This window comes from Corallococcus macrosporus (genome assembly GCF_017302985.1).
Classification (GTDB): Bacteria; Myxococcota; Myxococcia; order Myxococcales; family Myxococcaceae; genus Corallococcus; species Corallococcus macrosporus_A.
Window position 1 is genome coordinate 1,021,357 of sequence record NZ_JAFIMU010000007.1, and the last position, 13,744, is coordinate 1,035,100.

Consider the following 13,744-nt stretch of genomic DNA (forward strand, 5'->3'; position numbering starts at 1 on the left):
CCTCAGCGCGAGCGTGGAAGCGTCACGACGACGGCGCTTCCACGCCGCACCGGGTGCGGTAGAAGGGGCGCCATGTCCCAGACCTACCTTTCACTCACCGTGGATATCGCGGAGGAGTCCTCCGAGATCCTCCAGGACCTGCTCCATGAGGCCGGCGCCCTGGGCCTGGAGGTCCGCGACGCGGAGACGCCCACCATGCCGGGCGTGCGCGCGCCCACGAAGGGTGAGTCCATCGTCGTCGCCTACTTCGAGGACCGCGAGGCGGCCGAGGAGGCTCGCGACGCGGTGGCGGAGAGCCACCCCACCGCGCGCCTGTCCCTGGACGAGCAGCCCCAGCAGGACTGGAGCAACGAGTGGAAGTCGCTCATCAAGTCCGTGCAGGTGGGCCGCCTGTGGGTGGGGCCGCCGTGGGACGCCGCGAACGCGCCGGAGGGCAAGCTGAAGGTCGTCATCGAGCCGAAGATGGCCTTCGGCACGGGGGACCACCCCACCACGTCGCTGTGTCTGGCGGCGGTGGATGACTTCATGTCCACGCACCCGGGCGCGAGCGTGCTGGACGTGGGCACCGGCACGGGCGTGCTCGCCATCGCGGCGAAGAAGCTGGGCGCGGGCCACGTGGTGGGCACCGACAACGACCCCACCTCCGTGGAGCTGGCCCAGGAGAACTGCGCCGACAACGGGACGCCCGACCTGGACATCTCCGGGCGCGAGCTGACGGAAGTGGCCGGCACCTTCGACCTGGTGCTCGCCAACATCCTGGCCAACACGCTGATCGAGCTGGCGCCCCTCATCGTCCCCAAGGCGAAGGACCGGCTGGTGCTGGCCGGCGTGCTCGCGCACCAGCGCGTGGACGTGGAGGCCGCGTACCGCAAGCTCGGGTGCACCGTGCTGGAGGGCGCGCAGCAGGGCGAGTGGGTGCGCATCGACTTGAAGCGCTAGAAACAAGAGGGGGTCGGGCCGCGAACGAGAACGCTCGCCAACCCGACCCCATCTGGACTCGCGAGGCTTTCCCCCTTGACGTCAGGACCTCGCGACTCCCGCCGTGTGCGGACAGGCATTGCAGTCCGCGTGCCCGCTGCCGTGCGCTGGGAGCCGCTGGGGGCAGCGGCCGGGCTGTAGCGGGGCGGGTTACGAGCGGCGTGGCGCCTGTGACCTTCCGCGCCACAGCAGGGCTCAGACGAACGCGAGGTTTCCGGCCGCGCGCAGGGAGCCCACGACTTCGTTGCGCGTGTTGAGGATGCGCGGCTCCGCGTGGTGCTCCAGGCCCGTCATGGGCAGGGACAGGCCCTGCGCTTCCGCGACGAGGCGCAGGACGGCGAGCAGCGCGGGCGGAGCGCAGCGGGCGTCGCCGTCCTCCACCTTGATGGCCACGCCCAGGCGGGCCCGGGGCAGCGCGGCGCAGTACACGCCCTCCGCGCCAATCTTCACCACGGCCTCGCCCCCGAACGCGGTCATCAGGTCCGTGCACGCGCGGCCCTTGCCGCCCACCAGCTCCGGGTGCGCGAGCATGGCTTCGCGCAGGCGGCGCGCGGCGGGCGCCTCCGAGACGCCGAAGCGGGCCCACGCGGTGGCCATGCCGCTGAGCGGCAGGCCGAAGCAGACGGCGAGGCAGCCATCCACGGCCTTCACCAGCGCGTCGCGCGGCAGGCCCGTCCACTTGGCGATCTCATCCTGGATGCGCTCCTGCACCGGGTGGCCGTCGCTGGCGTAGCCGTGCACGTCCCAGCCGTGGTGCCGGGCCAGCGCGAGCATCCCGGCGTGCTTGCCGGAGCAGTTGTTCCAGCGGGGCGTCATCACCACGCCTGCCTTCAGCGCCTCCTCCGCGACAGCAGGCGACAGCGGCGGGTGCGGACCGCACGCGAGGTCGCGCTCCTCGCAGCCGCACGCGCTCAGCATCTGCACCGCGAGGGCGCGGTGCACGGGCTCGCTGGAGTGGGACGCGCACGCCAGCGCCAGCTCGCGCGGGCCGAAGCCATACCGGTCCGCCGCGCCGTCCTGCACCAGGGGCAGCGTCTGGAAGGGCTTCGCCGCCGAGCGCCAGAAGGTGACGCGCTCCGGGTCACCCGCGTACGCGACGCGCGTGCCCTCCGCGCTCACCACCGCGACGGACACGGTGTGGAGGGATTCGACGAAGCCGGAGCGGGTGGACTCGATGACGAGGGTGGTCATGGGCGTGGGGCGCGCCATAGCAGGAACGGGACTTCGCCGGGCGCCCGGGGCGTGCGGAAAGGGAACCTCCGGACGCATGGAGGGTTATCCTCCGGGCGCCCTCCCCTTCAAGGAAGCCGCCGTGGTCCGCCTCTTCGTTCCCCTGCCCGACCCCGCACCCGCCGACGTGACGCTCACGGGCGAGCGCCGCCACTACCTCGTCCACGTGCTGCGGCTGGAGGATGGCGACGCGCTGGAGGTGTTCGACGGCAAGGGCCGCGCCTTCGAGGCGCGCGTCACGGAGCTGGGCGCGGAGTCCGTGAAGCTGGTGCTGGGCACCGTGCGGGTGACGCCGCCCGCGCGTGAGATGAGCGTGCTCCAGGGGCTGCCCAAGGGGGACAAGCTGGAGCTGGTGCTGCAGAAGGGCACGGAGCTGGGCGCCACCGCGTTCCATCCGGTGGCCACGGCGCGCAGCGTGGTGAAGCTGGAGCCGAAGCGCGCCGAGGAGCGCACGCAGCGGTGGGCGAAGATCGTCGAGGAGGCTGCCCGGCAGTGCCGCCGTGATGACGTGCCGCAGGTGCACCCGCCCCGGCCGCTGCTGGACGCGGCGCGGTCGCTGACGCCGGGCACGCTCTTGCTGGTGCTGGATGAAGAGGAGTCCGCGGTGCCGCTGGGCGAGGCGTTCCGGAGCGTGGCGCCGGGGACTCCGGTGGCGCTGGTGATTGGTCCCGAGGGTGGGCTCGCGCGCGAGGAGGTGGACGGGCTGCGGGGGCTGGGGGCGCGGCCGGTGACGCTGGGCTCGCGCATCCTGCGCACGGAGACAGCGGCGCTCGCGGCGCTCGCGGTGATGCAGCACCTGGACGGGTCGCTCGGGTAGCAGGCGGGCGGGCGGGCCCTCCTCGCACCCCAGGTCACGGATCCGTGTGGGCATTCCTACGTTTCTGCCATTCGGGACCTCGCGGGTCCCTCACACGGGAGAGACTCTCATGGGGATCATCGCTTTCATCATCATCGGCCTCATCGCGGGCCTCATCGCTCGGGCCATCCTGCCGGGCAAGCAGAGCATGGGCCTGGTGGCCACGACCCTGCTGGGCATGGTGGGCTCCCTGGTGGGCGGCCTCATCGGTTCGCTCTTCCAGCGTGACGGACGGCTGTTCGACCTGCACGCGTCGGGCATCATCATGTCGGTCGTAGGCTCGATCGTCGTGCTCCTCCTGGTCGGAGCAGCGGGACGGCGCCGCGTCCACGCCTAGCGTGAGACGCCCCACACGCACCGTCCCCAAAGGGATGGGCGTCCTGGCGCAGGCGAGCCCCTGACGGTTCCTCGGGCGAGGGACCAGCAGGGGCTTGTCCTTTTCTTGCTACAGGCCTGAATGCGGCCTTTCATGGCGACGGTTGTCCGCGTCACCGGGAGGATCCGTTGTCCAAGTGCCTGAAGTGCGGCGCCTCGCTGCCGCCGGTCGGAGATTGCCCCGCTTGCGCCGCGAATGCCGCGCGCCCACCAGCGGTGGCCCCCGTCCCGAGCCTGCTTGACCGCGACATCCACATCGACCGCCGCAGGTCCGGGGACCGCGAGGCCCTGGGTGGCGACGCCATCACCCTGAACAATGAACCGGTGGAGCCGGAGACGCTGCGCGGCACGCCGGCCTTCGCGATGGATCCGCCGCGCGGTCCCATCACGCCGCCGGGGATGACGCCTTCGGTCCGGCCGGGAACGGCGCCCGTTCCGCCCGCCGCGCCGCGAGCCGCCGCGCCCCGGCCTGCGCAGGCTCCGGCCGCCGCGCCGCGAGCCGCCGTGCCTCCGATGGATGGGCGCGCGGATGCGACGGTGCGTGCGCAGGCTCCGGCCGCCGATGCGACCGTGCGCGCGCCTGCTCCTCATGCGGATCCGTCGGCCCGCGCCGGTGTGTCCCATGCGGATCCGTCGGTCCGTGCATCCGCGGCCCATGCGGATCCGGCGGCCCGCGCTGCCGTGCCCCCTGCGGCCCGCGCGGACATGGCGGGTCGTGCACCTTCGTCCCCTGCGGATCCGTCGGCCCGCGCCGCCGTGCCCAACGCGGCCCGCGCCGTGGATCCGTCGGCCCGTGCTCCTGCGGCCCATGCGGATCCGGCTCGCGCAGCGGCGGCCCATGTGGACCCGGCGGCTCGTGCCGCGCAGCCCCCCGCGTCCCATGCGGATGCCACGATGCGCGCGGCTGCACCTGCGTCCCACGCGGATGCGACGATTCGCGCGGCGGCCCCTACGGCGCGCCCTGCCTCACCGCAGGCCGATGCAACGATTCGCGCGGCCGCGCCGCACGCTGAAGGCCAGGTGGCCCGCGCTCCCGCGCCGCACTCTGAAGGCCAGGTGGCTCGCGCTCCCGCGCCGCACGCTGAAGGCCAGGCGGTCCGAGCTCCTGCGCAGTACGCCGAAGGTCAGGCCGCTCGGGCTCCCGCGCCGCACGCTGAAGGCCAGGCAGCTCGGGCTCCCGCGCCGCACGCTGAAGGTCAGGCGGTCCGGGCCCCCGCGCCGCAGGCTCCCCGTGCGGCGGCGACGGCTCCCGTGCCTCCTCGCGCCACGCCTCCCGCTGGGACCGCTCCTTCCGGCGCCGTGCTTCCTCCGCGCCCCGCCGCACCGCCTCCGGCCGTGACACCGATGGCCCCCGTGCCTCCGCGCGCCGCCCCCACCGCGGCCCTGTCGGAGCCGGGCTTCCAGAATCCGGGCGTCGCCGTGCCTCGTGCCGCGCAGCCGAACCCCATGGAGCCCCGCCCCGGCTCCGCGCCCACTCCGGCCTACGGTACGGAGCCGCACATTCCGCGCCCCCCGGCGCAGGCCGCCTCGGGTCCGTCGCGGGGCCTGCCTCGGATGGACGCGGCATCGCAGCCGGCCCCGGGGCTGCCCCGCATGGATGGCGCCTCGCAGGCGGCCCAGGGCTCGGGCCTTCCCCACCGGGAGTCCGCCTCCGGACCGTCGGCCGCCGAGCACTGGGATGCATCGCCGGCCCCCTCCGGCCTGCCGGTGATGGATGCTCGCCGGGACGCCGCTCCGGGCCTGCCTGTCATGGAGGAACCGGCCCACCTGCCCCCTCTGGAGACGCCGGCCTTCGCCACGTCCTCCGCGCCTGCCCCGGGAGTGTCCCGCATGGAAGCCTCGCCCTCCCCCGCCAGCCCCTCGAAGTCGAAGGTCTCCGCCCCCGCCGTGGCCCCGGTCCCGGCCCCCGGCGAGGTCCACGCGCGGCCCGCCTCGCTGTGGCGCCGGCTCCTGTCCTTCACCGTCGACACCGCGGCCATCAGCGCCGTGGCGGCGGCCTACATCACCCTGGCCTCGTCGGTCGCGGGCGTGAAAGGCCCGCAGCCGGGGCTGACCGGGCTGGACGCGTTCGTCGCCTGGCTGCGCGCGATGCACAGCGTCCTCCTGCCGGGCATGGTCCTGATGCTGGTGCTCGCCACCGTGTACTGCGCGGTCGCGGCCTTCCTGTGGAATGGCCGGACCCTGGGACGGTTGCTCCTGGGCCTGCGGCTGGTGGACACCCACGGCATGGCGCCCACCCCGGGCAGGGCCATCTTCCGGGCGGTGCTTGCCGGGCTTTCCTTTGTTCTCTTCCTGGGCGGGTTCTGGATGGCGCTGTTCGACCGCCGCGGACAGACGCTCCATGACAAGCTGACGTCCACCTTCGTCGTCCAACCGAGCTGAAACCGGCTCATTGTGCCTTGCGGCCGCGGCCGTAAGATGCCGCGGCCTTCATGCCTTCGCGTCTTGCCCAGCACCTCGTCTCGCGCGCCCTCCTGACCCAGGAGCAGGCCGGGGAGTTGTTGCGTCTGCACCAGGCCCAGGGTGGCCACGTGGACACCGTGCTCCTGGAGCGCGGCCTCACCGAAGTGGACGTCCTCGCGATGCTGGGCGAGGTCTCCGGCTTCCGGCCCGTGAACCTGGTGGACTTCGAGCCCAACCTCGAGGTCGCCAGCTTCATCCCCCCGAAAATCGCCGAGCGCCTGAGCGTCGTTCCCCTGTCCCTGGACGGGAACACGCTGCACGTGGCGTGCGCCTACCCGGTGCCCAAGAAGGAGCTGGACGAAGTCGGCTTCCTCCTGGGCAAGCCGCTGGAGCTCTGGGTCGCCATCGAGCTGCGGGTGCGCGAGTGGATCTCCATCATCTACCGCCAGCCGCTGCCGCCCCGCTTCGTGCAGCTGGCGGACGCCGTCGCCCAGCAGGCCGGGGCGCTCACGCCGCCGCCTCCTCCGCCGCCGGATGACGAGTCCTCGATGTCGGTGGACATGGTGGAGCAACTGGCGCGCTCCGTGGCCCAGGAGCCCGTGCCCGCGGAGGCCCGTCCCGCCGCCTCGCGCGAGCCGGCGCCCGCGGACATCCCTCCGCCCGCGTACGTGCGCGAACCGCTGCGCCTGAACACCTCCGCGGGTCCGGTGACGACGGCCCGCGCGGTCCAGCGACCCACTCCGCCTCCGGCGCCCACCGACATCCCGCCTCCCGCGTACACGCGCGAGCCCCTGCGGCTGAACATGCCGGGCACGCCCGCGCGCGCCACGCCTCCCACGCAGGCCCCGTCGGGTGCCGCCGCGCCGCCGACGCTCTATCCCCCGGGAGAGCGTCCCCTGCCGCAGCCGCCGGGCGTGCCGGTGCTGTTGCCCGTCGACGGCCACGCCGTACCGCAGGGCTCCGGACAGGGTGGCCGTCCGGCCGCGCCGGGTGCGTACGCCGCTCCGCCGCAGGCAGGCCGTCCCGGAACCACCGTGCAGGGCGCGTCCGCCACACCGGGGCCCGTGACTCAGGGCTTCGGAGGGCCAGGTCCCACCGCGCAGGGCACGGCGGGCCAGGGTTCCCGACCGGCTCCCAATGCGCAGGGCATTTCGCCGACGCAGGGCTTCGGTGGACCGGCCCCTACCGCGACGACGGTGCAGGGGGCCCGCCCGGGCACCACCGCGACCACGCAGACGGCACAGGGGGCCCGGCCAGGCACGGGTGCACAGGGTGCGTCCGCGCCGGGAGCCACCGCCCAGGGAGGCACCGCTTCCACGCAAGGCGCGTCCGTGCAGGGTGCCAACGCATCCGCGCAGGTCGCGGGTCGACCCGGCACTCCGCAGGGTGCATCCGCCCCGGGTTCGTTCACGTCGGGCACCTCGCAGGGTGCATCCGCCGCGGGCTCATTCACTTCGGGCACCTCGCAGGGTGCATCCGCTCCGGGCACGTTCACTTCGGGCCCTCCGCAGGGCGCATCCGCACCGGGTACCTTCCCGCAGGGCGCATCCGCCCCAGGCGCCTTCACTTCGGGCAACCCCGCGCAGGGCTCCTTCCCGCAGGGCGCATCCGCTCCGGGCGGCCAGAGCGCGCAGGGCGGATCCGCCGCTGCCAACCGCCCCGGCGCCCCCGCTCAGCCCCCGGGAGCCCGGCCCGCCGTGTGGCCTCCCGCGCCCGAGCAGCAGGCCCGCGCGGCGCAGACGGGCACGCCGACGCCGCCTCCCGTTCCCCCGTCTCCCCGGGGCGAGCCGTCGTTCATCATCTTCAGCAACCCCGCTTCCGCGCCGGGCGCGAACCGCCTCCGCGCGCCGGAGCCCGCGCCCGTGCCGGGTGCCTCCAGCGCTCCGGACGCCGCCGTGCCGGAGTGGACGCTGCCCCAGGCCCGGTCCGCGCTGCGTGAGGCGACGCGGGACCTGGACCGCCTGCTGGACGTGGCGCTGCGCTTCGGCCGCCGCACGTTCGACTACGTGGCCGCCTTCGCCGTCGTGCGCGGCGCCGCCGGTGGCTGGGACGCGCGCGGCGAAGGCCTGGACGCGAACGCCCTGTCGCTCGTCTCCATCCCCCTGGACGCGAGCAGCGTCTTCCGCACCGTCGCCGTCACGCGCGGCAGCTACGCGGGCCCGCTGCCTCCGGACGCGCTCACGCGGCACTACCTGGAGCTCTTCGGCCGCCAGGCCCCGCGCACCGTCTTCCTGTACCCGGTGGAGGTGAAGGGCCGCCTCGTGGCCATCCTCTACGGCGACTGCGGCCAGAAGCCGATGAGCCAGCGCCGGCTGAGCGACTACATCCTGTTCTGCCAGGACCTCCCGGCCGCCTTCCAGGAGCTCATCCTCTTCCGCAAGCAGCGCGTGTCCGAGCTGCGCGCGCCCGAGGAGGACATCACCATCGACGTGGTCGTGCCGGGCTTCCCGGCTCCGGTGCCGCCCGCGCCCGCGCCCGCCGTGGTCGCGGGGCTCGGCTGGAACCCCGTGTTCGGCCGCGGTGGCGTGGCCAACCTGGGCCGCGCCGCGTCCCTGCCTCCGCGCGTGCTGTCGCCGGAAGAACGCCCGCCCCCGGACTTCACGCCCCTGCTGCGCCGGCTCACCGGTCCGGATGCGTCACAGCGCTCCAGCGCCATCGCGGAGCTGGCGCGTTCGCCGGAGGCCAGCGCCCGGGTGCTCGCGCAGCACTTCCCCGGTCCGACGGCCTGGAGCCGCCTGCCGGTCGTGGAGCTGCCGGAAGCGGACGAACTGGGTCCCATCCCCGCCGCACTGTCGCGCCTGGGCCGTCCCGCGGCCGTCGCGCTGGCGCCGCTGCTGGACTCGAACGACGCGGACACGCGTTATCTGGCGCTGCTCACCGCGGGCAACCTGCCCTACGCGGAGCTGGTGGACGGCGTGCTGCGCGGTCTGTTCGACATGGAACCGGACATCTCCAGCGCCGCGCGAGTGGCCGCAGCCGCCCTCAAGCACCTGCCGCGCCTGGACGCGTCGTTGAGGGATTTGCGCCAGGAGCTGGCCAGCCGGGACGCCCTGCGCCGCTCGCTGGCGGCCCGGGCCCTGGGCACGCTGCACGACCGCGACGCCATCGAGGGCCTCATCAACCTCACCGGCAGCGACGACGCGATGTGCGCGCAGGCCGCCGCGGAAGCGCTGCGCGAAGTCACCCGCGCCACGCTGGGTCTCCAGCCGCGCCAGTGGTCGGCGTGGTGGGCGGAGAACCGCAGCCGCCGTCGCGCGGACTGGCTGGTGGCCGCGCTGCGCCACCGCGAGCTGGACGTGCGGCTCGCCGCCATCGAAGAGCTCAGCCGGGCCCTGCACGACACGTTGGGCTACTACGCGGACGCGCCCGACGCGGAGCGCGAAGCAGCGGTGCGACGCTGGGAGTCCGCGGCGGTCGACCCCGCCAACGCCCGCCGGCTGGGCATGCTCTGAGCCACGGAGGCGCGCGATGACGGGCGCCATGTGGGTCAGCCTGCTGGCGTGCGCGGGGCAGCTTGCCCTGGCCGGCATCGCGCTCTCCCGCGTGGGGAAGAGTCCCCTCGCGCTGCCGCTGTCGCTGCTGTCCATCGCGCTGTCCTCCTGGAACTTCTCCGCCTTCGGGCTGGCACGTTCGGGGGACTCCGGCTGGCGGCTGATGGGCTTCGCAGCGGCACTGATGACGCTGCCTTGCGCGATGCACTTCATCCTCGCGTTCGTGGGCCGCCGCCGCCGCTCCGCCTGGGCGATGTACGGCACCTATGCCGTGATGAGCGCGCTCGCGCTGACGATGCTCATCGCCGTGGGCGTGCCCGCGCTGGAGGCGCGCATCAACACCTTCGCCTTCGGGCTCGCCGTCGCCGTGGGCGTCATCCCCATCCTCACCACGGGCTTCGTGCTGCTCACGCTCCACCTGCGCCGCACGGGCTCGCAGGATGAACGGGCACGCGCCGGACTCGTGGTGCTGGGGCTCACGCTGCTCGTCGCGCTGCTGCTCACGGACCTGGCCGCGGACATGGCCCTGCCCGTGCCGAAGCTGGGCAACGTGGGCACGCTGCTGGGCCTGCCCGTGATGGCCACCGCCTCCCTGCGCTTCCAGCTCTTCGGCAAGGACGCTCGCGCCACGAGCGCGGCCGTGCACGCCGTCGTGCTCGCGCTGGTGGGCGTGCTCGCCTACCTCGCCCTCTTCCGCGCCTTCGCCGCCGAGTCCGGGGCGCTCGTCGTGGGCACCACCGCCATCACCTTCTCACTCCTCGCGGCGGCGCGGCGGGTCGTCACCGGCTTCGTCACCGAGCGTCAGCGCCTGGAACAACTGGCCACGCTGGGCCGCTTCTCCGCGCAGATGGCGCATGACCTGAAGAACCCCATCGCCGCGCTCAAGGGCGCAGCCCAGTACCTCAAGGAAGAGCACGCGCGCGGCCACTCCTGGGAAGCACACGGGGACTTCCTGGACCTGCTGCTGGAACAGGTGGAGCGCCTGGACCGCGTGGCGGGCACGTACCAGCGCCTCGCGCGCGTCGAACCGCTGCGCCGGCCGCTGGATTTGAACCGGCTGGTGGAGGGCGTGCTGTCGCTCCAGGCCTTCGCGAACCCGGGCGCCGTGGCGCTCCAGAAGGACCTTGCCCCCGGTCTGCCCGAGTGCGCGGGCGACGAGGACCTGCTCGCCAACGCACTGGAGAACCTGGTCCGCAACGCCTTCGAGGCCATGCCCTCGGGCGGCACCCTCACCGTGCGCACGCGGCAGGACGGCGACGCGCTGGAGGTGGAGGTGGAGGACACCGGCAGCGGCATGGACGCGCGCACGCGCGAGCGGGCCTTCGACGACTTCTACACCACCAAGGCGACCGGCAGCGGCCTGGGCCTGGCCTTCGTCCGCCGCGTGGCGGAAGCCCATGGCGGCACCGCGTCCCTGACGAGCGGCGAGGGCCGTGGCACCATCCTCCGCCTGCGCCTGCCGGCGGCGTCCGTCCCAACCGCCCCGGCATCCGAGGGAGAAGCCGCGTGAGCGACGCACTGAAGGGCCACGTCCTCGTGGTCGACGATGATCCCGCGCTGCTCAAGGTGCTGGGCGCGCTGCTCACCCAGGCGGGCCTCACCCCGCATCCGGCGTCCAACGCGAAGGACGCCCTGGCCCTGCTCGCGCGCCGGCCCATCGACGTGGTGCTGAGCGACGTGCGCATGCCCGGCATGAGCGGCATGGAGCTGCTCGCGGAGGTGGGGCGCGGCTGGCCGGACGTGCCCGTGCTGCTGATGACCGCGCACGGCACCGTGCCGCTGGCCGTGGAGGCCATGAAGGCGGGCGCGGCGGACTTCGTGCTCAAGCCCTTCGACCGCGAGGAGCTCCTCTTCACGCTGAAGAAGGCGCTGCTCCAGGCGAGCAACCCTCCCGAGCCCGCGCGCGCCGAGGGCAAGGCGCTGGACAGCCTGCTCATGGGCCAGAGCCGGGCCATGACGGAGGTGAAGGCCCTGCTGGTGAAGGCCGCCCAGGGCACCGCCACGGTGCTGCTGAGGGGCGAGTCCGGCACCGGCAAGGAGCTGGCCGCGCGAGCCCTGCACGAGAACAGCCCCCGGCGCTCGGGACCCTTCGTGAAGCTGCACTGCGCGGCGCTCCCGGACACGCTGCTGGAGAGCGAGCTGTTCGGCTACGAGAAGGGCGCCTTCACCGGCGCGGCGACGCGCAAGCCCGGCCGCGTGGAGCTGGCGCACGGCGGCACGCTGTTCCTCGACGAGATTGGCGACGTGTCCCCCGCCGTGCAGGTGAAGCTGCTGCGCGTGCTCCAGGAGCGCGAGTTCGAACGGCTGGGCGGCACCCAGACCGTGAAGGTCGACGTGCGCTTCGTCGCGGCCACGCACCAGTCGCTGGAGGACGGCGTGCGCCGCGGCACCTTCCGCGAGGACCTCTTCTACCGCCTCAACGTCGTGCCCCTCTGGCTGCCCACGCTGCGCGAGCGGCCCGAGGACATCGCGCTGCTCGCGCGCCACTTCCTGGACGTGCACGCGAAGACCAACGGCCGGCCGCCCTTCAGCTTGAGCGAGGACGGCCTGCGCGCGCTCCAGACCCAGCCGTGGCCCGGCAACGTGCGCCAGCTGCAGAACTTCCTGGAGCGCCTGGTGGTGCTCTCCGACGGGCCCGTGCTCACCGGCGCGGACGTCGCGCGGGAGCTGTCGCGCCAGCCGGGAATCGCGCCGCCGCCCGTCTCCGCGCCGCTCCTGCCGTCCCCGTCGTCCGACTCCGTCACCCTGGAGTCACGCCGCAAGGACGTGGAGAAGGAGGCGCTGGTGGATGCGCTCAAGCGCGCGGGCGACAACCGCACGCTGGCGGCGCGGCTGCTCGGGGTCAGCCGGCGCACGCTCTACAACAAGCTGGAGGAGCACGGCCTGTCGTAGGGGTGGCGGGTGGCCAGCCCACTGGAGCCCGGGCCGTGTTTTCGCGGGGCGCTTCCGTGTACGAACCTGACTTCCAGGTTTATGCTGCTTCGCGCTCGTACTCCCTCGACGTGGCACCGCACCTCACCCGAGTCCCCCTCCCGGCCCGCAAGGGCCGGCTGACACGAAGGAGCAACGCCCCATGACCCAGACCCTCGCCAGCCGCGTGAGCGGCCCCGTCTACACGCCCAGCGACGCGGGCTACGCCCCGGAGTGCGCCGGCTTCAACGTCCTGGTGCAGCACACGCCGCAGTACGTGGTGGCGGTGAAGTCCGCGCAGGACGTGGCGGAGACCGTCCGCTTCGCCCGGGAGAACAAGCTGCCCATCGCGGTGCAGGCCACGGGGCACGGGACGTACGCGTCCATCACCTCCGGCGTGCTCATCTCCACGAAGGCGCTCAACCAGGTGAGCATCGACGCGGCGGCGCGCACGGCCACCATCGGCGCGGGCGCGCGCTGGGAGCCGGTCATCGCGGAGGCCGCGAAGCACGGCCTGGCGCCCGTCGCCGGCTCGTCCACGAACGTGGGCGTGGTGGGCTACCTCCTGGGCGGCGGCCTGGGGCCGCTCGTGCGCAGCCACGGCGTCAGCTCCGACTATGTCGTGGGCTACACGGTCGTCACCGCCGAGGGAGAGACGGTCCACGCGAGCGCCGAGCAGCATCCGGACCTGTTCTGGGCGCTGCGCGGCGGCAAGGGCGGCCTGGGCATCGTGACGGACGTGAAGCTCAAGCTCGTGGAGATGCGCTCGCTCTACGCGGGCAGCCTCTTCTTCGAGGAGCAGCACATCGAGGCCGTGCTGCGCGGCTGGGTGAAGTGGACGTCGGAGGCGGACGCGCGCGTGTCCACGAGCATCGCCGTGATGCGCTTCCCGCCGTTCGACTTCATCCCGCCCCCGCTGCGTGGCCGCACGGTCATCAACCTGCGCTTCGCGTACCCGGGCTCCATCGAGGACGGCGCGAAGTTCGCGGCGCCCCTGCGCGCGCTGGCCCCCGTGTACCTGGACATGCTGGGCGAGCTGCCCGCGTCCCAGATGGCGCGCATCCACAATGATCCGGATCAGCCCAGCCCCGTGTGGACCAACGGCATGATGCTGACCCACGTGGACCAGGACTTCGCCACCACGGTGCTGCGCCACGTGGGCACGGGCGTGCAGACGCCGTACTTCATGATGGAGATCCGCCACCTGGGCGGCGCCAGTTGGAAGGACGTGGCGGGCGGCTCGGCGGTGGGCGGCCGCGGCGGCAACTTCATCATCGGCCTGGTGGGCATGCACCCGCCGCTGTTCGACACGGTGCTCCCCGGCGCGACGCAGGGCCTGCGCGCGGAGCTGAAGCCGTGGCTGTCGCCGGAGATGACCATCAACTTCATGGGCAAGATCCAGTCTCCGGAGCACTTCGACAGCGCGTGGCCGGACGCCATCCGCGCGAAGCTCAAGGAAGTCCGCGGCAAGTACGACCCGAGCAAGCTCTTCGTGAAGTAA

9 protein-coding genes are annotated in these 13,744 nt (G+C 73.5%); 8 read left to right on the plus strand and 1 reads right to left on the minus strand.

Features of this window, described 5'->3' with window-relative positions; all coding sequences use genetic code 11:
- The first annotated feature begins 72 nt into the window (after positions 1-72).
- Entirely contained in the window at positions 73-939 is an 867-nt protein-coding gene (locus JYK02_RS16465; protein WP_207052182.1) for a 50S ribosomal protein L11 methyltransferase, read from the plus strand.
- A 234-nt stretch (positions 940-1,173) separates the two neighbouring features.
- Here JYK02_RS16465 and JYK02_RS16470 read toward each other — a convergent pair whose 3' ends face one another.
- Positions 1,174-2,169 (minus strand): asparaginase, encoded by a 996-nt coding sequence (locus JYK02_RS16470; protein WP_207052183.1) that lies wholly within the window; start codon positions 2,167-2,169, stop codon positions 1,174-1,176.
- A 121-nt stretch (positions 2,170-2,290) separates the two neighbouring features.
- On the opposite strand from JYK02_RS16470, the gene JYK02_RS16475 reads away from it, so the two are divergent.
- From JYK02_RS16475 to JYK02_RS16510, 7 genes are all read left to right on the plus strand, one after another.
- The gene (locus tag JYK02_RS16475; RefSeq protein ID WP_207055149.1) at positions 2,291-3,025 is read left to right on the plus strand and encodes a 16S rRNA (uracil(1498)-N(3))-methyltransferase; all 735 of its coding nucleotides are present in this window, start codon (positions 2,291-2,293) and stop codon (positions 3,023-3,025) included.
- A 109-nt stretch (positions 3,026-3,134) separates the two neighbouring features.
- Entirely contained in the window at positions 3,135-3,401 is a 267-nt protein-coding gene (locus JYK02_RS16480) for a GlsB/YeaQ/YmgE family stress response membrane protein (RefSeq protein WP_120622877.1), read from the plus strand.
- A gap of 1,391 nt (positions 3,402-4,792) precedes the next feature.
- Positions 4,793-5,821 carry an RDD family protein gene (locus tag JYK02_RS16485; protein WP_347402507.1) on the plus strand — a complete coding sequence of 343 codons (1,029 nt, stop codon included), beginning with the start codon at positions 4,793-4,795 and terminating at the stop codon, positions 5,819-5,821.
- A 50-nt stretch (positions 5,822-5,871) separates the two neighbouring features.
- Complete coding sequence (locus tag JYK02_RS39655) at positions 5,872-9,294, plus strand: FrgA protein (RefSeq protein ID WP_242588771.1); 3,423 nt, start codon at positions 5,872-5,874, stop codon at positions 9,292-9,294.
- Between the two features lie 16 nt (positions 9,295-9,310).
- A complete protein-coding gene (locus JYK02_RS16500; protein ID WP_207052185.1) occupies positions 9,311-10,843 on the plus strand; it encodes an ATP-binding protein in 1,533 nt (510 codons plus the stop codon).
- A complete protein-coding gene (locus JYK02_RS16505) occupies positions 10,840-12,225 on the plus strand; it encodes a sigma 54-interacting transcriptional regulator (protein ID WP_207052187.1) in 1,386 nt (461 codons plus the stop codon). Before JYK02_RS16500 ends, JYK02_RS16505 begins: the two co-directional genes overlap by 4 nt.
- A gap of 181 nt (positions 12,226-12,406) precedes the next feature.
- Complete coding sequence (locus tag JYK02_RS16510; protein WP_207052189.1) at positions 12,407-13,744, plus strand: FAD-binding oxidoreductase; 1,338 nt, start codon at positions 12,407-12,409, stop codon at positions 13,742-13,744.